This is a genomic window from Methylobacter sp. BBA5.1 (assembly GCF_000746145.1).
Classification (GTDB): Bacteria; Pseudomonadota; Gammaproteobacteria; order Methylococcales; family Methylomonadaceae; genus Methylobacter; species Methylobacter marinus.
In genome coordinates this window covers 146373-167900 of sequence record NZ_JQKS01000004.1, presented here as the reverse complement: position 1 = coordinate 167900, position 21528 = coordinate 146373, and the positions used below count along the sequence as shown (strand labels likewise).

General features: G+C 59.0%; 12 protein-coding genes. 7 read left to right on the top strand and 5 right to left on the bottom strand.

Annotated features, from left to right (window positions below; all coding sequences use genetic code 11):
• The first annotated feature begins 210 nt into the window (after positions 1–210).
• On the top strand, positions 211–1422 hold the full coding sequence (locus EK22_RS03835; protein ID WP_161786371.1) for an Ig-like domain-containing protein: 1212 nt from the start codon (positions 211–213) through the stop codon (positions 1420–1422).
• Between the two features lie 169 nt (positions 1423–1591).
• Here EK22_RS03835 and EK22_RS03830 read toward each other — a convergent pair whose 3' ends face one another.
• Complete coding sequence (locus EK22_RS03830; protein WP_020157656.1) at positions 1592–3244, bottom strand: SulP family inorganic anion transporter; 1653 nt, start codon at positions 3242–3244, stop codon at positions 1592–1594.
• A 279-nt stretch (positions 3245–3523) separates the two neighbouring features.
• Between EK22_RS03830 and EK22_RS03825 the strand changes: the two genes are divergently transcribed.
• The 6 genes from EK22_RS03825 to EK22_RS03800 all read left to right on the top strand — a co-directional run bounded on the left by EK22_RS03825 (position 3524) and on the right by EK22_RS03800 (position 12057).
• A complete protein-coding gene (locus tag EK22_RS03825; protein WP_020157655.1) occupies positions 3524–3889 on the top strand; it encodes an antitoxin Xre/MbcA/ParS toxin-binding domain-containing protein in 366 nt (121 codons plus the stop codon).
• Positions 3886–4431, top strand: a complete 546-nt coding sequence (locus EK22_RS03820; protein WP_232216316.1) for an RES family NAD+ phosphorylase — start codon at positions 3886–3888, stop codon at positions 4429–4431. The genes EK22_RS03825 and EK22_RS03820 overlap by 4 nt, the downstream gene beginning before the upstream one ends.
• Positions 4432–4918: 487 nt before the next feature.
• Positions 4919–5632, top strand: coding sequence for a class I SAM-dependent methyltransferase (locus EK22_RS03815; protein ID WP_036248212.1), 714 nt, complete (start codon positions 4919–4921; stop codon positions 5630–5632).
• Between the two features lie 716 nt (positions 5633–6348).
• Positions 6349–7659: a hypothetical protein gene (locus EK22_RS03810; protein ID WP_152564997.1), complete on the top strand. Its 1311-nt coding sequence runs from the start codon at positions 6349–6351 to the stop codon at positions 7657–7659.
• Positions 7660–7722: 63 nt separating this feature from the next.
• Complete coding sequence (locus EK22_RS03805) at positions 7723–10140, top strand: cadherin-like domain-containing protein (RefSeq protein ID WP_036248208.1); 2418 nt, start codon at positions 7723–7725, stop codon at positions 10138–10140.
• A 1119-nt stretch (positions 10141–11259) separates the two neighbouring features.
• A complete protein-coding gene (locus tag EK22_RS03800) occupies positions 11260–12057 on the top strand; it encodes a response regulator (protein ID WP_051961661.1) in 798 nt (265 codons plus the stop codon).
• Here the strand turns inward: EK22_RS03800 and EK22_RS03795 are convergent.
• From EK22_RS03795 to EK22_RS03780, 4 genes are all read right to left on the bottom strand, one after another.
• Positions 11955–13505: a cytochrome c/ABC transporter substrate-binding protein gene (locus EK22_RS03795; RefSeq protein ID WP_036248206.1), complete on the bottom strand. Its 1551-nt coding sequence runs from the start codon at positions 13503–13505 to the stop codon at positions 11955–11957. The two genes, EK22_RS03800 and EK22_RS03795, sit on opposite strands and share 103 nt — an antisense overlap.
• A complete protein-coding gene (locus tag EK22_RS03790; RefSeq protein ID WP_036248203.1) occupies positions 13492–14079 on the bottom strand; it encodes an SCO family protein in 588 nt (195 codons plus the stop codon). Before EK22_RS03790 ends, EK22_RS03795 begins: the two co-directional genes overlap by 14 nt.
• A gap of 5 nt (positions 14080–14084) precedes the next feature.
• Complete coding sequence (locus tag EK22_RS03785) at positions 14085–15986, bottom strand: YncE family protein (protein WP_036248200.1); 1902 nt, start codon at positions 15984–15986, stop codon at positions 14085–14087.
• A gap of 87 nt (positions 15987–16073) precedes the next feature.
• Positions 16074–21434 carry a cupredoxin domain-containing protein gene (locus EK22_RS03780; RefSeq protein ID WP_051961660.1) on the bottom strand — a complete coding sequence of 1787 codons (5361 nt, stop codon included), beginning with the start codon at positions 21432–21434 and terminating at the stop codon, positions 16074–16076.
• Positions 21435–21528 lie beyond the last annotated feature (94 nt).

Below are 21528 nucleotides of genomic sequence, written 5' to 3'. Positions count from 1 at the left end.
CTCCGGTGTTCCGTTTCGGACCGGCAGCCAATTTTATCTCCATCATTAACTTGCGCTTCCGTGGACATAAAAAAGTCACAATAATGCCGGTTTTGTCATTTTAGACGTTAAAACAGGCGGTCTTATCAGTTCAAAAGTTGCTTATCCTTGTTTTTTCAGGTAAAGGAACCAGGTCAAGCCACTCGCATTTTGAAAAGCATGGGGAAAAACATGAAATCAACGCGGAATATTTTTCTTCCTCTCATACTGTTGTCGCTTGGCTTTTTCCAGGCAGCTGAGGCGGTTGCCGGCGGCCGTCCGATTGAGAACATGGCTCTTCAGTCTTCCACAGGGCCTGTCATGGAAAGGGCTTCTGAGCCGAACAGGCGCATCACTGCGCCTGCGATGGCCGGGCCCGTTTTCGCGGCGGCGCGCGCCAGGCAACCGATTACCGATATGCGCGAGGCTGAAGATAGCGTAAAGCCGGCCGTTCTCCGTACCGCTACGGGTAAGGAGGGCGGCGCCGACAGGGCGAACCTCAAAAAGGCGGCCGTCGAGGAGGGGCAGCCGCCGATGGCCATCGATGATGCCTATAACACCTTGCAGGGCACCTCGCTTATCATTACCGCCCCCGGCGTGTTGGGAAACGACCTGTATCACGAGGGCGTCTCGGTGTCGGCGGTTTTGGTCACCGAGGCCGGCAACGGTGCGCTGACCTTTAATCCGGACGGTTCGTTCACCTATCAGCCCGACAGTGGCTTCATCGGCGAGGATCGTTTTACTTACACGACGAAAGACAGTCGCGGCAATTCATCCGAGAGCCCTGCAACCGTGATCCTTACCATCAGTGAAGCGAATGTCGATCCGGTCGCGGAGGACGATAAGGCCGAGACGGATGAGGATACGGCTGTGGAGATCGACGTGCTGGCCAATGATCGCGATCCGGACGACGACGCCTTGACCGTGACCACGGTGACCCCGCCGGTGAATGGTGAAGCAACCATTAACTCGGATAATACGGTCGAATATGTGCCCGATGCCAATTTCAACGGTACGGACAATTTTACCTATACCATCTCTGACGGCGACGGCGGCGTGGCCACCGCCACGGTAACGGTTACCGTGAATGCCGTCAATGATGCGCCGGCGGCGGTCGATGATGCGGCGGCGACGACTATCGGCAAAGCGGTCACTATCCCCGTGCTTGCCAACGATAGCGATGCGGACGGCGACACCTTGACCATCACCGCCGTCACCAATCCGCGCCATGGCTCGGCCACCATCGCCAAAGGCGGCGTCACCTATAAGCCCGACGCCGGATTCAAAGGCGTCGATAGATTCGGCTATACCGTCACCGACGGCAACGGCGACACGGCCACCGCCTCGGTAACAGTAAAAGTGAAGGTGAAGGTGAAGTCCGGTGCCGGCGCCGCGCGCCATTGAAGATCTGTTGATGGCTTGACAGGCGCCTGCGCCAGCGGGGCCGCCTGGAAGCGGCGTTTTTTTTTGTCCGCTTCCGTTCGGGAAGTGTTTGCTGGTGCCGATAACGAGAAGGGACTGGTTTTTTCCTTGAACATCCTTGTTCGATACTGGACTTATTTCCGTATGAACGTCACTTGATCCTGTCATCAGCGGTCATAAGCCGCGCCGCTAGCTTATGGTCGGAGAATTTTTCCAGGGCATGGCCGACTTGCAGGCATTTTCCGCCCTGCGCTTTGTAGTCCCGGCTGAAGTCGTCGATGAATTCCATGACCGTATGGTCGATCAGGTAGCCGTTTGAAAAATCAAACACCAGGGTTTTGCCGGGTTCAAGATCAGCCAGCGCCTTTTTCATCGGCAGAAAGTTTGAAAACAGCGCGGACCCCAATAATTTAACGACGATGGTCTGGCTATCGGGCCGGTGGATTTCGAAATAAATGCGGAACATATTGTCCAGCCAAACGCCGCGCGTGATCTGAATCGCTAATTTTGCGGTCATGCCCAGCGCCACGCCGACCAGCAAATCCGTGGCCAGCACGCCGATAATCGTAATGACAAACAGAAACAGTTGTTCCGCGCCGATAGACAGGACATGCTGAAAGGTCTTGGGCGATGCCAGGCGATAGCCGGTATAGACCAGCAGCGCCGCCAGCGTCGCCAGCGGGATGCTATGGATAAGATGCGGGAACAGCAGGAAAAAGCCCAAAAAGATCAAGCCATGGAAGAAATTGGCCCAGCCGGTTCGGGCGCCGCTTTCGATATTGGCCGAGCTGCGCACGATCTCGGCGATCATGGGTATGCCACCCAGCAGGCCGACGACCACATTGCCCATGCCCACGGCGGCCAGATCACGATCGATATCGGAAGTACGGTTATATGGATCGAGCTTGTCCACGGCGGTGGTAACTAGCAACGTCTCAAGGCTGCCGACCAGGCAGATACTGATTACGGCTTCCCAGAATTCAACGGTCATCGCCTTGGAAAAGTCCGGGAAATAGAAGATGGACATAAACTGGTCGGGAATGTCGACTAAAAACTGCGGCTGAATCAGATGTTCGTGGCTAGCCAGATAGGTTGGGTCCGGGTAGAAGTGGATATGCTCATGCTGCAGGCCGAAAAACTGCCCCAAGCCCATGCCGGTTATCAACACCACCAGCGGTGCCGGTATTTTCCGTACGGTCGGATGCTTGAGCAGCGGCCAGATAATCAGAATCGCCAGGCCGCTCAGGCCGATGAAGGCAATTTCGGGGGTAGGGTACAGCACACTGTGCGGAATCTGGGCAATGGTTGAAAAAATACTCCCGAAGTCCAGGTTGACGCCCAGCATGACATGGGCTTGCTTGGCGATGATGATCAGGCCGATCGCGGCCAGCATGCCGTGTATGACGGACGCGGGGAAAAACGAACTCAATTGCCCGGCCCGATAGACGCCCAGTATTACCTGCAGGACGCTGGCAATGACAATTGCCGCCAGCGTATAGCGATAGCCGGCCATCATATCGCCTTCTCCCAGTGCCTGCACGGCGCTGTAGAGCACCACGATCAAACCGGCGGCAGGGCCGTTGATGGTCAGGTGCGAGCCATTGATTCGCGATACCAACAGGCCGCCGACCATAGCCGAAATGATGCCGGCGGCCGGCGGAAAGCCCGAGGCCAGTGAAATACCCAGACACAGCGGCAGGGCCAGTAAAAAAACCAGGAAACCGGCGGACAGATCGCGGCGCCAGTTTTCCGTTAAGCCTGCTAAACCGGTTTTAGGCAGGCGTGGTTGCATAGGTTTATTCATAAATTTATTCTTAATTTTTTTAAAAAATCGGATTCCCGGAAACTTAGGGCGCCATCAGTTTAAGCGGATCTACCCAGAAAGACGAGCCTTGGGCGGCCTTTTAAGCCGATGCGCCCCTTCATCTGGCTGGGTTGCCGAATTATAGCTTATTACCGGTTTTACCGAATGAACGCGCAGGGCCGCAATTGACTGTTTGACGGTTTTTTAGGATTTGAACTTTGGATTATTCGAGATTGCCCTATAATAAAGCCAATCTAACGGTCAAATAACGAGGCATTTATGGCAAACGTGGATTTTTTACATGAGGTTATTAACGATGAAGGCTATGTGGCCGCGAATTCGCTGGCCAAGGTGCTTCATATTACGCAGCATGACCTTGCCGAGGTGACGGGCCTGTCGCGCGACTCCGTGTCCAAGAGCGCCCGGGTCAAGAGCAAAACGACACAGACCCGATTGCGGGATACCGTCGAAATCATCAACCGCGTCGCGGAATGGTCCGGTGGCGCAGGCCGGGCCTTTGCCTGGTTCCGTTCTCAGCCGCTGCCCTCGTTCGGCGATAAAACGGCCGAGGATCTGGTAAAGGAAGGGCGCGCCGCCGCCGTTAAAGCCTATCTTTCCCGTATCGCCGACGGCGGCTACGCTTGAAACTCCCCACCCGTCAATTCACCGGCATCGTCTACCGGGCCCATCATCCCATGTGGGCTTATACGCCGCTTTCAGGGGAGGGCGCCAAAAAGCACGGCGGACGCTTCAACCGGCCCGGCAACAGCGCGCTCTACACTTCACTGGACCCGACCACGGCCTGGATGGAAGCGCAACAGGGCTTCCCCTTCAAACCCCAGCCCATGACACTGGTGGCGTATCAGGTCGACTGTGCCAGTATCGCCGATCTGAACGACCACGAGATACAGCGGTTCATCGATTGCCAGCTCGGCTGCGCCTGGGAAGACATGGCCTTTCGAAACCTGGAGCCGCCGACCTGGCTGCTGGCCGATCGCTTACAGGCCTGCGGCATCGCCGGCATCCGGGTACGCAGCTTCGCCCCCGGCTGTTCGGCGGGCAACCATAACCTGGTGCTGTGGCAATGGTCGGAGGAAAAACCTCATTCGGTGCAGGTCATCGACGATCTGGGCCGGCTTCCGAAGACGCCTGACTCGTGGACCGGCGGACAGGCGGGCCGGGATTAATCCAAAGCATCAGATTGGGTTTCATTTTTTAGCCGTAAGATTTATAGGACTTACGCAGTTTGCCTGTTCATCCGCCGAAACAAGCGGGTTCAAAACCTGTAGGGGCGACTACTTCAGTCGCCTTTTATCTGAATGGGCGACTGAAGTCGCCCCCACAGGCTTGCGTAAGTCCTGATTTATTAACAGTCCGCCAGTAAAACTCGCTTTCCGCAACGATATCTCTGCCAGCCAATTGCCCAATGGGTTCAAACATCCGGAAAAGCCGTTATGTCCGACAAAAAACCTTGCCTGGTCGAGCGCAAGCAGATTTGGGTGAAAGTCGCTTAATCTGATGTCCCAAAAACGACGCATCAATAGTCAGGTGATGCATGATTGACAGGGCAATAGCACGTTAAGATCGCATTAAGATTTAGCTGGTATCAACCATTAGTCGGGTTGCAAAGCCATCCAAACGCTCATTTAAAATCCAAGGCAAAAAGGCGGGGGCATGAATAAGTTAACTCAACATATTGTGCCGTACAGGTTCTGGCCCAGCACATTAATACGGCGCTGGATAGAGCGCCGAAGCGGGGGCGAGGTTATAAGCGGTCCATTTTTGGGCATGAAATATGTGAAGACCAGTGTTTGTAGCGAGTATGAGCCGAAATTGCTTGGTACTTATGAGCTGGAACTGAATACGGTATTCAAGCAACTCATCTCTCACGAATTTCAAACAATTGTAGATGTTGGCGCAGCTGAAGGATATTACGCGGTAGGGCTGGCCAGGCAATATACCGATTGCCATGTTATTGCATTTGAAGCTAATGAGTATGGTAGGGAGCTACTGGAACAAATGGCGTTGCTGAATGGCGTGCGGGATCGAATGCGGATCCGGGGATTTTGTGACGCCAAATCCTTAGCAGGTGCTTTGCTGGACTCAGGGCGCACGCTTGTCATTATGGACGTCGAAGGAGGAGAAAAACTTCTCCTGGATCCTGTGATGGTGCCTGAATTGCTTGATGCACATATTATTGTTGAGATACACGATTTCGTTGATTCGGAGTTAGGCAAATTAATATTGCACCGGTTTAAAGACTCACATCATATTCAGGATATTTCTATTAAGGAGCGATCTCTAAATGATTATCCGTTTGAAATTCCTGCATTAGCAGAAATGCTATTTCTGAAATGCGCCATCATAATAGCCGCTGGTTCCATATGATGCCAAGGGACAGCCGCGGGTAAAACACGGGCGTTCTTGCCGTTGCCGAAGCGCATAGGCTGGGTTGATAAATCCAGCATTTCCAAGCCCCTTATGCTGGATTTCCGCAAAGCGCCAACCCTGCCTACCCGCTAAGCCACAGGGATGGGGTGAATGCAGAGAAATGGCGGGATCATTTCCTGTCTCTGTAGTCGTGCGTGGTGAAATATTCAGGTTAGCAGACGCTTTTCCAGATACAACGTGCGATTTTTTTCTTCGCCGCCCGGAAGGGAATTCCATGAACAGCCGATAAATACGGTTAATTTTTTTTCCGTAAAATGGGGCTGATACATGTCCTGGCAAAATCCATTCTCATACCCATCTCGTTTTCCGCATTCCTGACCGCGCCGAGTATATTGTCACTTGCTATAAAAACATGGCTACTGCGCACCCGTCTCGACAAATCTCCGCGCGACTTTCTTGCGTCCGTAAAAACCTGAGTTGTTAGTCAGGTGTTTTCAGCGCCAATATACAGTGTTCACCTGATGGCGCTTTTTTACCCAAGCTTTTATTGTGCCTGAGCAAGCGTTAAAGGACGCAATAATTCCGGTTTCATGATTTCGATGATGAAACTGCCGCTTAATCACTTCAAACATCTACATCCTTATTTTTAGGTAAAGGAATTGAAGTGCCTTTTTCGCCATTTGCACTTTCCGAAAAGCATGGAGAAAAAAATCATGAAATCAAGGCATACTATTTTTCTTCCTATCGTACTGTTGCCGTTCAGTTTTTTTCAGACAGCACAGGCGATAACCGGCGGGTGTCCGATCGAAGGGGCGACGCCCATGAATATCGGCCCCCTCAACAATTCCCCGGACAGCGGTTTTCCGCTCTATGTTCAGGATTCCACCGGACTGACCGTGGAAATGTGCCTGCATCCGACGCTGTGCATCTCCGATCCGGTGATTCCGGGCAATGAATTTTCTGAATTGATCGGCTTTGGCGCCGAGGGCTTCTGGGCGTCTGCCGATGCCATCATTACCACGGGCGCCGGCATTGACGCGCGTCTGATATCCGGCGTCGAGGCCGCCTTCGCGACCGAAACGCCGATTGACGGCCAGCAGTTTCCGTTCACGCGCCTGCGAATCCGCATCGATATCCCGCAGGCCGGCATCTATACCGTGACGCATCCCTGGGGACAAGAGGTTTATACGGTCGACACGCCGGACGTGCGCGCCGTCAATGACAGCTTCGATATCGAGTTCGCCGCCAATTCCGTGCATCAGGGCCGCATCGGGCCGATTCTGCGCTGGGATTCAGACCTGCCGATCACTGACGCGCAGGGCGGGCAGTACATCGGGGATCCCGGGATAACCCATACCGTGACCGGCAGTCCCTGCAACACCAATTTCTTCCGTATCGAGGCCGTCGCCCTGGACGGCGTGACGCCGCTCGAAATCGACCCGGGCGACAGCGACGGCATCGGCGGCACCAGCAGCGTGCAGACCAGCCTGTTCGCCGTTTCCGGCAAGATTTTCAGCGGCAACGCCCCGGCGCCGCTAGTGGTCGACCGCACCAACTACGCGCGCGAGATCGATGATGAAGGGCAAGTGAACGCGTTCGTGACCTCGGCGCCACTGGCCGAGGTCACGGTAAGAGGGGAGCCCAACCTGCCCCCGGATGACGTACCGCTGGACGGCAACGGGCAAGGCCTGTTTTTCAAGAGCATTCCTGTGGACGCCAGCGTGTTGCCGGATTCAGTGGAAGTCAGCGCCAAGAACAGCGGCAATGCCAACGCCTCGCACATCAACCTGCTCACCGATGCCGTGAATATTACCAAGGCCGAATATAACGTGACCTCACAGACCTTGACCATCGAGGCGAATTCCAGCGACAAGGTGACGAATCCGGTTCTCACGGTCTTCGGGTTCGGCGATCTGGCCAACGGCAGCGGCACATTCAGCACTGTGATCGCCCCGCCTGCGAAAGTCACCGTGACCTCGGCAAAAGGGGGAACAGACAGCGAAGACATAACCATCGTCCGGTGAAGGTGCGGCAATAACTGAGTGATGCCGACACTTGCAACGACTGAAAAAATACGGAGAAACCTCATGAATTCAAGGCTTAATACGAGTATTGTCGCCGCCTTCGCGCTGTTCGCCTGCGCTCAGAGCGCACACGCAATTCCCGGCGGCTGTCCGATCGAAGGGGCGACGCCCATGAACATCGGCCCCCTTAACCCACAAAACGGTTTTCCTTTGTCGGTTCAGGATTCCACCGGGCTGACCGTGGAAATGTGCCTGGACCCGAACCTGTGCATCTCCGATCCGGTGATTCCAGGCAATGTCTTCTCGGAGCAGATCGGCTTTGGCGCCGAGGGCTTCTGGGCGTCGGCCGAGGCCAGCCTGACTACGGCCGCCGGCATTGACGCGCGCCTGATCACCGGCGTCGAGGCCGCTTTTTTGACCGAAACGCCGATTGACGGCGACCAGTTCCCGTTCACGCGGCTACGAATCCGCATCGATATTCCCTTGGCCGGCATTTACACGGTAACCCATCCCTGGGGCCGCGAAGTCTATACCATCGAAACGCCGGACAGACGGGCCGTCAACGAGAGCTTCGATTTCTCGTTTGCCGCCAATTCCGTGCATCAGGGCCGCATCGGGCCGATTCTGCGCTGGGATTCCGATCTGCCGGTCACTGACGCGCAGGGCGGGCAATACATCGGCAATCCGGCCGTGCTCCATGCCGTGACCGGCAGTCCCTGCGAGACCAATTTCTTCCGTATCGAGGCCGTCGCCCTGGATGGCGTGACGCCGCTCGAAATCGACCCGGGCGATAGCGACGGCATCGGCGGCACCAGCAGCGTGCAGACCAGCCTGTTCGTCGTTTCCGGCAAGGTTTTCACAGAAACAGAGCCGACCGCGCTGGCGGCCAACAGAACCACCTATGCCCGCCAGGCCGACAGCGCCGGCCAGGTTGATATCTTCGCCACGTCGGAGACGGCGGCCAATGTGACCGTCAGCGGCGGCCCGAATCTGCCGGCTGGAGAAAATCCGCTGATCGGCGACGGCAACGGCCTGTTCTATACCAGCCTGCTCCTGGAAGATGCCGCCACATTGCCCAGAGTGGTCAGCGTGACGGCCGACAGCTCGGGTAAAACGCCTACCCGGCTGCTGAGCCTGTTGACCGATAAAGTCGACATTACGCGCGCCGAATATAATCCGGCATCGAAGACCATGACCATAGAAGCCGTTTCCAGCGATCTGCTCAATCCGCCGGTCCTCACGGCTTTCGGATTCGGCAATCTGAGCAATGGCAGCCTGACGGTTCCCGGCATGACGGTTGCGCCTTCCAAGGTCAGGGTGATTTCAACGGCCGGCGGATCGGACATCGAGAATGTCGTCGTCGTGGCGAGCCAATTGCCGGTACTGGTCAACGATGCCTACAGCACGCCGCAGAATACCGAACTTAATGTTGCCGCACCCGGCGTGCTGGAAAATGACATCAATCCCGAAGGAACAGCGTTGAACGCCGTTCTGGGCGCCGATGTCAGTCGGGGCACGCTCGTTCTCAATCCGGAGGGCTCGTTCACTTATACGCCCGACACCGGATTTATTGGCCAGGACAGCTTTACTTACACCGCGCAGGACGGCAGCGGCAACTCATTCGGTACGGCAACCGTGACCATCGACGTCATCGGCTCGAATGCCGCGCCGGTGGCCGTGGATGATGATGCGACGACGGCTGAGGAAACACCAGTGACAATTGCGGTGCTCGCCAACGACACCGATGCGGACGGCGACACGCTGACTGTGGTCTCGGCGACTCAGCCCACCAACGGCGCGACCACCGTCAATGCCGACAACACGATCAGCTATACGCCCAATGCCGACTTCAATGGCGCGGACACTTTCGTTTATACCATTTCCGACGGCAACCTCACAGCCACGGCTACGGTCACCGTTAACGTGACCGCCGTCAACGATGCGCCGGTGGCGGTCGATGACACGGCGACGACCAACGCCGACACCGCAGTCGTTGTTCCGGTGCTTGTCAACGACAGCGACGTGGATGGCGACGCGCTGGCAGTGACGGCTGTGACGAATCCCGGCAATGGCACCGCCGCCATCACCGGTTCCAGCGTTACCTATACGCCGAACGCAGACTTCACCGGCACCGATACGTTCAGCTATACCATTTCCGACGGCAACCTGACCGCTACGGCTTCGGTAACGGTAACGGTTAATCCTGTTGCCGTAACCGATCAGGTGACGGTGACCACAGCCGATTTCAGAACGCGGGCCGGCCGCTGGACAGTCAGCGGCACGGCGGGGGCTAATAACACCGTCACTATCCATCTCGGTTCCGAGGCAACGGGAACCGTCATCGGCACGACGACGGCAGACGCACGCGGCAGATGGCGCTTCAATAGCCGAGATGGCGTTCCGATTGGAAACAATACCACTATCACCGTCGTTTCCTCCGGCGGCGGCCAAGTCACCGTCCCGGTCAACATCAGGAGGTAGTCACGCAGTTTTAGAGTGACAGCAGGAAGATATTCCACCGTACCGGATGGTCGCTTGCGACATTGCGGTACGGTGGATTTTTTTATTCACTGAGGTTGTGCACGAATTGTTTGAGGTATCTCAGGGAGCGGATGCCAAAGGCCGATGCGCCAGGCGCGTTCGATCCGGCAGAGCGCATGCGCCCCGCGGCAGAGATCCTGGCTGACGGCACGGCTATTTATGCACCGCCTGGTAGAGTACGCACTGCGTACCTTTTGAGGTTTAATTCACCAAAAAAATTTTGAAAATGGTACGCAATGCGTACCCTACGATGGCTGGCCTGCTTGAAATGGCTACGCTTCTATTTTTTCATCGTCGTTCACACTCCATCTCGCGAACGATGCGCCTCCTGTCGTCGGCGCATCCTATGTTTAAAAAGGGAAATTATTGACGACCAAATCCTAGGCGCAGGGAGTCAGAAACCGGCTCCGCAGTGGGTGTAAAGCCATCCAATCGAATGGCAAGCGCATCACTCCATAGTGGTCGGAGCGACTGTTGAGCGTTAAACAGAAAGAATGGCACTGAACATGCCCGGCCCCGGGTAATCCCGAATACGTTGCCGAATAGATCTATTGGATGGAGTCCTGGCGGGCGTAGACCGAAGCGGCCGGAAATGATCGGCCGGTTCACGCATGATAAGGAACAATGGCGCTACGGAGGGCATGGTATGGCATCAATCGATAATATCTCAAAAATACCTTAAAAGTACGCTAGAGCATGAAGTTAGTGTCATTAATTTCATACACTTAGATTAATAAGCGCTCAAATGATCATTAGATGGGAATAAATTTAGGTAATAGTGCTTATTTATCCCGCTTAACACAAGCGGTAGCATAACATTGCAATGTGTCAAGTTAAAAAGTGTAAAAACAGTAAAAATTGCATTTTTTAAATTGTGCAACCGATTCTTTTTAATCCACTGATACATTTGATAACGGGGGCGGTATTCGTCATGTGTCCGGCATGATGATGCATGTTTTATCCGTATAGCGTTAATACAACTTGGTTATCAACTTTTAAAAGTATCGCCTTTTTAATTTCGATGCTTTTAGAAGTATCGGCATAAATGGAGAATCATAAATGTACAAGATTGCATTAGTTGAGGAGCAAACGATTATAAGAGCTGGACTGAATGCTGTACTGACTCAGGAACCGCAGTTTAATGTAGTCTCCCAGGCCACAAACCCTTTTGACCTGTTCCGGCAGACCTGGTGCATACCGCCTGACCTGGTGCTGCTGGATATGATCATGCCCAAGATGAACGGTGTGGAAGCCATAGAAGAGATCAAGAAGCGTTGGCACGGCACCAAAGTCTTGATTTACACCTATAAGAATACGGAAGAAAGCGTTTCTGACGCATTCCAGGCCGGTGCCGACGGGTACCTGCTGAAGAACGCTTCGACGGATGAACTGATTACCGCGTTGAAAAATATTCTGGCAGGCCATTATCATGTGTCGGATGCGATTTTGCCGAAGATCATGAACCGCTATCTGATGGCGGAAAAAATGTTGTCGGCCAATCACTTGCGGAGCATCCTGACCACGCGGGAGCGTGAGCTGCTCAAATTGATAACCGAAGGTTACAAGAACAAGGAGATGGCCGACAGTCTTTGCATCAGTTTAAAGACAGTGGAGACCCATCGGACCAATCTGATGAAAAAGCTCAATGTGCATAATGTGGCCGAACTGATATCCGTGGCAGGGGAGGCGGGCATCATCCGCTCCGACAGGCGCCCCTTTCAGCCGGTCATGTCCCGCCAGGTCCAACTGGCGGACTATCGACCTCCCGGGGATGCCGATACGATGGCGGCTGCCGCTGAGCCTATGTGCTGGTTCGAGCCAAAAGTGAGGAGGGGCATGACGCCCGTGTCGAATTGATAAAGGCTTTCCAGGGTCTTGACCAGCTTTTTCCGGCTCAGATCCTTGCCTGTCCTTTGCAGCCCTTCCATGAACAGTCTGGCGGCACTATAAGATAGAGCCTGGGCGGCTAAATGATGCGTTGAAAGCTTATGCCGTTTTATCAGGCGGAAAAATTCATCCGCGCCCGTTTGATGGGGAGGCAGAAAAGACAGGGACAGAAAAACCCGGTCGCCAGGCGCTTCATTGACAACGCCAGGGCTGGTCAGCGAGCCGGAGATAAAGACATAAGGTTTCGGTGTCGATGCCTGAACACTCTTCAACAGCGCGGGCAGTTCATCGCCGGCGCCAAAAAAATAAATCACTTCCGGCGGCCGCTTTTTAAGTTCGGCGGCAAAAGCCTGAGCGCCGGCTTGATGCGCCGGATAGGCGAATCGTGCGACAGGCCCCAAGCCGCGCGCCGCGCTTTGTTTCCTGACGGCTTCGGCGGCGGCCTCAATGTTGCCGTTTTCGGGGCCGATGACCAGCGACGCGGCATTGTTCAGACGCAATGAATCGGCCACATAATCCACCATGGCGCGGGACTCGTTGTTAAGGCCCGGCAGCAGATAGAAAGCGGATTGGCTGCGGGCCGGATTCTCTTCGGGAAACAGCGTATAAGGGCCGATCTGCGGAACGTTCCGGCTCTCGCTCAGCGCCAGGATGTCCTGCTCCAGGAGGCCTGCGAACGGCGCTATCAGGGCAAATACCGGTTCGGCTTCGAGCAGGCGGCGCGCATTGTTCAAGGTCGAATCGGCGCTGCCGGTGAATTCGGCGACTTCCAGCTGAATCCTGCGGTTGTAAATGCCGCCCCGTGCGTTGACTTCCTCAAAATAGGCCGACAGCATCGCCTTCATGGCCAGGCCCATGCCCGCCAATGGCCCGCTCGTCGGCAGCAGCGTGCCCAGCCGGATGACCGAATCGTTCAACCCCGGATCGCCATCGGTCGACAGGCGCTTCAGGTACGCGATCAGGTCGGTGCTGTCAGCGGCGGACAAGCGGTATCTCGGCATGACCGAATCCAGCCGGTTGCCGGCCGGATCGATGCCGCCGGCAATGGCCGCGGCGAGGGTATCGGCCGTGAAAGCGGCATGCTTTCGGCCGTTGTCATGACGGTGGCCGTAGGCCAGGGTCAGATATTCAAAGGTGATATCGGTCGGTACGATGCCGCCTTCCGGCCGCCCGCGCCCGTCCTCGCCGTGACAGCCGGCACAGGGCACGTCGCTCCCCGACAGTTCCGTCGATTCAGGCCCCACCAGCGTTTTGACCAGCTGGCCGGAAGGGCTGACGCCGGTCAGATAAAGCTGCTTGCCCCGCGCTTCCGAAGCCGTCAGCGATGCGGCCGACAGGGCCGGGCTGAACAAAGCGGCCGACAACAGCAGGAAGCCGGCCGGGTTCAGCGCCTTTATGGCGTCATCAGGATTTTTCATGGCGGGCCTCCAGCAGTTCATCGATGCGGGCGGCGAGGGCGTCCGGGCCGGGCAGGCCGTTGAAGCGCGTCCATTCGCCGCGCACCGGGTCGCCGACCAGAATGACCGGCGCATGGTTGGCGTAATCCGCGCGGTAGACGCCCAGGGCCTTGAGCAGGGCATCGACCTGGGCCTTCTCGCCGGTCAGCCACAGCCAGCCGGGCGCGGCATGGAAGCGCGCCGCATAGGCTTTCAGCCGCTCGGGCGTGTCCGTGGCCGGATCGATGCTCAGCGACACCAGGCGCACCTCCCGGCCCAGCCTGTCGCCGAGCCGGTCCTGCAATTTCGAGAACAGGCCCGAGACCACCGGGCAGGCCGTTCGGCACTCGGTGTAGACGAAACTGAGCGCCATGATCCGCCCGCCCGCGATGTCGCTGACGAAGCGCACCGGGGCGCCGTTCTGGTCGACCAGCTCGGCATCGGGCAGGGCGGGCGGGGACGGGGCCGCTTCCGGCGCCGGGTCGGGCACGACGGCGATCAGGGCGCCGGCGGCCAGCAGGGTGGCGAGGACTCGGATTCTGAAGGGGGTGGTCATGGCGTTTACTCCTGGATCTGGGCGGTGGCGATGGCCGGCCGGATGGCGCGGAAGGTCAGCATGGGCTGCTGTTCAAAGGTGAAATTCAGCGACGGCGACTGCACGAACACCTGATACAGGCCCGTTTCCGGCGGCGTGAGGTCGACCTGATACAGGCTGTCGCCCAGCGGCCTGGCCGGCAGGCGCTGCTGCCACAGGCCGGGGACGCGGAACACCAGCACCTGCAGGTCGCCGACCGTGTCCTCGGGCGCATGATGGAGCTTCACGCGGATCGACAGCGGCGCGCCGACCGGCACCTCCTTGTCGTCCAGCAGGTATTCCACCTGGACCGGCTGCGCGTCCGTCCGGGCCAGTTTGGGGTCCGGCGCGATGTCGGCGGCGAAGCAGTGATAGACCGGCGGGTTGTCGAGCAGCACCGAAACGCTGTAGCGCCCGGCCGGCGGCAGCTGCGCGCTGCCGGTGTAGACCCCGGGCGCGGTTTCCCGCAGGCTGCGGTCGACGACCAGGACCGCCGTCGGATCCATGCCGAAATTCTCGAAATTGCCCATCGGCGCGGCCATGCCTTCCATGTAGTAATACAGGGTCTTGTCGGCCGGGTTGGCGACCACCACGGCGTTGCGCTCCGGCGTCGGCGCGATGGCGTCGGCCGGACCGGCGGCGCCCGGCGCGCGCTGGCCGCCCGGAAAGGTCGTGACCGGCACCGGGGCCGATTTGCCCAGCGCATCCAGCGGCAGCAGGCTGACGGTTTCGTTGCCGGTCGAGCGCACATAGGCGAACCGGTCCGTGAAGGCGATCTGGTCCGGCGCGGCGCCGACCTCGACGGTCTGGGCCAGGCGGTTCAGCGACGCGTCGATGATGAACACCTTGCCGGCTTGTCGGCTGAGCGCGAAGCCCCAGCGGCCGTCGGGGCTGAAGCGCAGCGCCGTCAGCGGCGAACCGGTGTCGATGGGCGCGCCGGCCTGGCCTGCGGTATTGATGACCAGCAGGCGGCCGCTGTCGGTGGCCGCGTACAGGGATTGGCTCAAGGTCGAGAAAGCCAGCGCCACGGGCCGGGCCTGGCTCTTGACGGCCTGGCGGCTGGCCAGCCGGGCGCTATCGACGACGGCCACGGTCCGGTCGTCGGCATGGCTGACGTAAGCCGTGCGGCTGTCGGCGCTGAAGGCGAATTCATGGGCGCCTTGGCCGGTAGCGAGCGAGGCGGCCACCTCGAGCCGTTCCGTGTCGACAACGCTGACGCCGGCCGTCTCCAGGCCCACCCACAGATAGCGGCCGTCCGGCTGCAGCGCCAGGCGCGCGGGCGCGGCCTCGAAAGCCAGAACGGTCCGAATCCGCCAGCTGCCGGTATCGACGACCGCCACTTCGCGGCTCAGCGGCGTGGCGACATAGAGGGTTTTCTGGTCTTGGCTCAGCGCCCAGTCCGCGCCGGGGCTGTTCAGGCGGATGCGCGTGATCAGCTTGCTGCCGCCGAAGCCGTTGAGCGGATCGATGACGGAGATGCTGGCCTTGTTGTTCAGCGCCAGCACGAAATAGGCGTTGAGGTTGACGTCGGGCTGAAAGGCCAGCCGGCTTTTCAGGTAGGAATTGATGCGGTCCTTGCAGGACAGGGCCTGCTCCTTGGGGTTCTGGCGGTCGAGCCAGACGGCCGGATGCAGGCCCTTGACCGGCGCCCGGCTGAGCGCGTCGCGGACCGTGAATTGCAGGCGCGCCGGCCGGCCTTCCAGCAGGGCCGCGTCTTTTCCGGCCGGGGCCGGATCGATGGCCAGGGCGATGGTCAGGCCGTCCTTGACCACTTCGTCGGCCGACTGGTTATTCCTGTGTAGCGCCGGCCACTGGTCGCTGAAGGCGAAGAAAAGAGCGGTCAGCACGATAAAGGATAACGCTAGGTTTCTGTAATTAGGTATTTTCATAGTCATATCCCTGTTTTATCTAATATCCAATAACGATAAAAAGAGCGCAGCCTGCTGCGGCTGCGCTCCCGTACCTTTTACGGCGTGCTATTCCACATGAAAAACGCCCCATAAACCGCCGTCAAACTGGAACGATGCCTGATCCCGGTACAGGTAATCGCCGGGCGTGGCAAAGACACCGCCGGCGCCATTGGTCAGCAGCAGATTGAGACTGCTGCCCGGGCCTATGCCGTCTTGAGCGCCCTTCCATTCGGACCAGTTGTTTTGAGCCATCACTGTTGAGCCGTCAGTATAAGGCTCTTCCGGCCAGCCGTGTCCATGCAGCTGGAACACATGGTTGCGAGGGTGTCCGCCGGGATGCAGCACACGCAGCCGGACCGGCTCGCCGGCCTTGGCCGTGAATGTCGGCGTTTCCGAAGCTCCTGTCAAAATATTGGAGAAATCATAGCCGCGCGTGTTTTCCAGCGGTTCATCCGCGGCGAAGCCAGTGCGGGTCCACATCGGCTCGGTCCGGTAATTGAAGGCTCTCTGGCCGCTATCCTCGGGATCTTCCGAGTCGGCGAGGTTGGGTATGGGCACGCCATCCTGCTGCAGATTCAGGTCATCCTGGAATATCAGCACATGTTCCCTGAAACTGTCGTTTCCGCTTTTCAATGTAACCGTGGCCGAGGCGCGGGAACTGGCATCTTCTTGCCATTTCGCACCTTGCGGTTCGATGATCAACGCGCCGATGGCGCCCTTGCTCGCGTGCTTGATGCGGTCCGAGGACATCAGGTTGACGGCGCCGTATTCCACCGGCTCGGCGAAACGCCGCTGCGGGTTCGATTGGGCATTGGGGTCATTTCTGATCGTCATCCTGCCGGCATACCATTTGTAGCTGACGGATTTACCGGGGGCGGCAGCGGCGAAGTTGCCGCCCGGCAGGGTCCAGTTCTGGCCCACGCTCAGGCCGCTGCCGGTCAGCAGATCAAACTCCAGCAATTGCGGGGTCAGGCCGACATGGCTAGAGGGCAGGATGTCGTTGTTGTTGAAGCCTTCGACGATCATCGGCAGCGTGCTCCAGCCGTCTTTTTGCGTGCTGCCCAGATTCTCAGGCAGATGATTGAACAGTTCCAGCGTGATGCAGTCGCCGGCATTGGCGCGCAGGATCAGCGGCTCGACCGGCACGCCGGGTTTAAGCTTGAGCCGCTTGTTTTTAGGGTCCAGATCGGCATCGCGCACGAACAGGATGGCGCCCGGGTCTTCCAGACCGGCCCTCTGGTTGTAGACCAGCGGACCGTCCAGCAGGTCTTTGGCCAGAAACGCATGCACCGTAAAACGGGTCTGGGGCGCATTGGTCGGGCAAACGCCGTTCATGCCCGGGCAATTCGGGTTATTCTTTTTACCTCCGGCACAGTTCATCGGCGGCAGCGCCACGCCGTCCGGATTGCTCGGCAGTTTCGCCAGCGTCGGTTTAGGAAATTGCGGCGAGAAGTTGCCTTTGCCGTTGTAAGTCCGCATGATGCCCCACAGGCCATTCCAGATATCGTCTGTCGCCGCGCCCGGGAAATAGGCCAGATCGGCCCAGGGCGTGCCCGGCTGGACGGTATCCACGGCCTGCAGCTCGAACTCGAAGTGCTCGGAAATGCCCAGCATCTGCGAACTGCGATAGCCGGAGTCTTTCAGCGACGGCTCGAACAACCATTTGAGGCCGTGCGCGCCGAAGTTGTGGCCTTCCTCGTGCGCGCCCATCAGGACCCGGATCTGGACTTTGTCGCCGGCATAGGCTTTCAACATTGGCGTGAACGGATCGCCGGGCAGGATATCCTGGGTCAGAGGCCAGGAAAAAAAGTCCGGCTGGCGGTTCAGGGCGGCAATGGCCCGGTCCGTGCGCGATTCGAACGCGAACGACAGGTCGCCGGCCCGGCCCGGGGTCTGGACATTGGCGCCGTTGTTGACGCGCAGCGCAATGGGTTCATGTCGGTAGTTGACGGTCATGGTGCCGGGATCGTCGGCCGAGATGGCTTCGGGGCAGGGCCGTGTCGCGCCGCCGGGGCAGGTCGGCGCAACCTCGACCAGATCATGAAGCCCGGCCTCCTTCTTGCCGGGCGGGTTGACCGGCGTGCCGTCGCTTCGGTAGGCCAGCGAGAAATCGCCCATCTCCAGCAGAAATTCGCGGTAAGCCTCATCGCCGTTGCCGGGTTCGATGATGGCCTGCCAGCTGGTCGGGCCGCCGTCCGCCCGGCCGCTCAGCAGCGTGCCGGTCTCGTTGTGCTTCCAGGTGGAGCCGGGCGGCTCGACCACCAGGCCGGCATAGAGCCCCGGATGCTGATGGGTGGACGGGCCGAAGTGGTCGTGCGTGAACACGGTGCGCAGGGAACGGCCCTGGCCGGCATTGTTCAGCACGTCGTCGGCATACCAGCGCTGCACGGTGGTCTGCACGCAGGAGCCGTCGCCGCGTTGGAAATCGCCCAGGGTGCAGACCGGCGGCTTGTCGGCCTGCTCGCCGGTCGGCTCCAGCCATTCGCCCGCCTGATTGTTGATCGCGGCCAGGCGTTCGTGCACTTCCTCGGGACTGAAGGTGCCGTCCTCATAGTTCCAGCCGTTGCCGGAACCGTCCGAGGACGTGACGTCGAACTTGACCAAATGGATATGCTGGCCGATGGTGTCGGTCGGCGTCGTTACCTGAAAGTCATCCTGCTGGTAAACGTTCGGCACCAGGTTGGTGTGCCGGAAGGTGATGCACTCGCCGGTGTTGGCGCGGAAGAACAAAGGCTCGGGCGGCCGGACCTGATCGACCGTATCCTTGACGTCCTCCCATAAAGTCAGGATGCGCTGCTGCGGGAAATGCCAGCCCACTTTATTAAACTTGGCATCCATCTGAATCGCCGCGGCATGGTAGAAGCGGTCGCTGCCGGTAGGTTGCTGGTCATCGCTGACGCAGGGATCGGCATAGGGCGCGCCGGGCCTGGCCGGCAGACCGTTGACCTTGAAGAGGCCCGTGCCGCCTTCCGGCTTCGGCGTGCTGTAAGATTTCGGTCCCGGTGTGACGCCGTCGCCGCCATGGAAAATCATGGCCTGGCGCTCCCATAGCGTGCCGTTGCCGGGCAGTTTGATGGCCGACAGGGTGTCGATAGTCTTGCTGAAGTCGAGGCGGGTCTGCACGCTGGTGGCCGTGCCGCCGGTGACCACATGGCGCGGCAGGCCGCCATCCTCGACCAGATCCATGGGCGGCTGCGGCGGCCGGTGGCCGGCAATGCCGGCGATATAAAACGGATAGCCGGGATTGCCGGCGGCGACCTCGGGCAGCTTGACCTGGCCGTCTTCGATAACCACTTTCGCGCCGGGCTGCGGCGCCAGGGCCAGGGTCGGCAGAGGCACGACGGCCGGAATCGGCGTGCCGGCCTTGATCTCCTGGTCGGGCAGCGCGCGGGCGCCGGGCGCCGGGCGGCCGTCGGCATCGAGCACGGTGCCGGTTTCCAGCACGTCGTGCACGCGCCAGAATTCCCACATGCCTTGGGCGAAATGCGGGTAGAAATGGCAGTGGAAGATCGAGTCGCCCGCCGTCCGGTTGCGGTTGCCGCTGCCGTGGTGGGCGATCTCATAGGTATAGCCGCCGCCCGGCCCGATACTCTGGCTGTCCAGATAGGCCGACTCGTCGCTGTCGGGCGTATGCAGCCATTGATGCGCGTGCAGGTGAAAGATGTGGTGTTCCTTGGGGCCGGCGTGCAGGTTGCGGAACTTGACCCGGTCGTTCAGATAGCTGTGGTGCACGTTGGACGGGTCGTCGGGGAAAAAGGCCCGGGTCGCGAACAAGGGATTGGCGACCACGCCCATCCGGCCGTCGGCATTGACGCCGGCGGGCACGTCCACGACCAGGGCCGGATCGCCGAGCACCCAGGAGGTCAGGAAGAACTCCTCGTACTTGCATTCTAGGCAGTCCTTCATCGGGCCCAGACCCAGGCGGTTGGCGATGATTTCCGAGCCGACGCCGCCGGTGCCGTAGTTGATGCCGAAGCCGTCCCGGACGCCGTGCAGGGTGTGGCCGAGCACCGGATCGTTGAACCAGTCCGGAAACGCCTGCACGGCCTTGATTTCGTCGTGGAACACGACCGTGAACTCGCGGAACGGATCTTGCCGGTCCGGATATACGGCATTTTTGGGCTCGGCCGCCGAACTGAATTTGCCCCGGTTGGGTCCGGTGATGATGGCGTTGAGATCCGAGTGGACAATCTGCCTGCCGCTGTCGAGCAGCCTCAGGATCGGACGGCCGGCCAGCGGGTGCGGGGCCGTGCCCTCGATTCGCCAGGTATACGGAGCGGCTTGCTGCGAGACAACGGCCGCACTACTCGACGAACTGGCTGAATTATCGTCCGAGCTGTCTCGGCGTCGGTTGGCTGAATCATTCTTATTCCTGGCCGAGTCGTCGGACTTCTCAGCCGTTGTAGCGTTCATTTCAACGATGGCGGAACCATCGGCATTCACCGTCGTGATGATGCCGCTGAACTCGGGTGTGATCAGGGTCTTGCCCTGATCGCCGGCCGTGAAGCCGGTATCGCTGGTCAGTCGGCTCAGCGTCGCTTGATAGGCACTGTCCAGGGTGCTGATCAGGGTCAGCACTTCCTGCGGCTTGCGGGTCTCCACATCGGGATAGACGGCGTCGTAGTCGATGACCGGATAGTATTGGCCGTCGGCTTCGGACAGGGTCGAGGCGGTCGCGGCCAGGGCCAGATCCTGTTCGGTGACTTGGCTGCGGTACCATTCCGCGCCATTGTTTTCGACGTTAACCGCGCCGAACAGGCCGTGTGCCAGCGAGCCGCCGTCGCCTTCGCCGCCGGTGGTGGCGGCGGTGCTGTAGGCTAGGAACGTGCCTTCCCGCCCGGCGTAGAAAGTATAGGTCAGGCTTTCGCCGGGCGCGGCCAGGCCGCTGGGGTTGTTGCCGACATTGGAGGCGTCGGAGAGGATGTCTTGCGGCTGCAGGCCCATGACATGGAACGAGGCCGTGCGCGTGGCCGGGCCGTCGTCGTTGCGCACCGGGGTGCTGTTCGGCGGATCACTGGGCCTGACCGGTTGCTGTAAAGAACCGGTCAGGGTCGGGCTCAGCCAGTTGCTGAAACGGACCTGCAGGCAGTCGCCCTCATTAACTCGTAAAGTCAGCGGCCTGGGGCGCTTGCCGGGGCGCAGCATGGCGTTGCCGGGGCCCGGATTCGGCCCGCCCGCCAGGTCGACCACGTCGGCTTTCAGCGCGAACACCATGCCGGCGGGGTTCATCGCGCCGAGGCGGTTGTAATAGAAAACCTGGTCCAGGGCCACGACATCGGCCGATACCGTGTTCGTGCAATTAGCCTGCGCCGGGCCGGCATGGGCCAGCGCCATGGCGAGTAAGGGCAGGCAGATGCCTGCGGCTTGATAATGCCTGATCGTTTTGAAGCCTTTGTCCTGCTTGTCACTGCTTTGCGCAAATCTCATGACATATCTCCATACTGCCTGAATTGTAGAAATTATTGCCGCATACCAAGCTGTCCTGAATTCGGCACTTTTTGCGGCAATAGCTCAAGGGATA

Excerpts from the sequence above, each read along its gene's own strand:
- EK22_RS03835 (WP_161786371.1), top strand. The coding sequence starts at position 211 with ATGAAATCAACGCGGAATATTTTTCTTCCTCTCATACTGTTGTCGCTT.
- EK22_RS03830 (WP_020157656.1), bottom strand. The coding sequence starts at position 3,244 with ATGAATAAACCTATGCAACCACGCCTGCCTAAAACCGGTTTAGCAGGC.
- EK22_RS03825 (WP_020157655.1), top strand. The coding sequence starts at position 3,524 with ATGGCAAACGTGGATTTTTTACATGAGGTTATTAACGATGAAGGCTAT.
- EK22_RS03815 (WP_036248212.1), top strand. The coding sequence starts at position 4,919 with ATGAATAAGTTAACTCAACATATTGTGCCGTACAGGTTCTGGCCCAGC.
- EK22_RS03810 (WP_152564997.1), top strand. The coding sequence starts at position 6,349 with ATGAAATCAAGGCATACTATTTTTCTTCCTATCGTACTGTTGCCGTTC.
- EK22_RS03805 (WP_036248208.1), top strand. The coding sequence starts at position 7,723 with ATGAATTCAAGGCTTAATACGAGTATTGTCGCCGCCTTCGCGCTGTTC.
- EK22_RS03800 (WP_051961661.1), top strand. The coding sequence starts at position 11,260 with ATGTACAAGATTGCATTAGTTGAGGAGCAAACGATTATAAGAGCTGGA.
- EK22_RS03795 (WP_036248206.1), bottom strand. The coding sequence starts at position 13,505 with ATGAAAAATCCTGATGACGCCATAAAGGCGCTGAACCCGGCCGGCTTC.
- EK22_RS03790 (WP_036248203.1), bottom strand. The coding sequence starts at position 14,079 with ATGACCACCCCCTTCAGAATCCGAGTCCTCGCCACCCTGCTGGCCGCC.
- EK22_RS03785 (WP_036248200.1), bottom strand. The coding sequence starts at position 15,986 with ATGAAAATACCTAATTACAGAAACCTAGCGTTATCCTTTATCGTGCTG.
- EK22_RS03780 (WP_051961660.1), bottom strand. The coding sequence starts at position 21,434 with ATGAGATTTGCGCAAAGCAGTGACAAGCAGGACAAAGGCTTCAAAACG.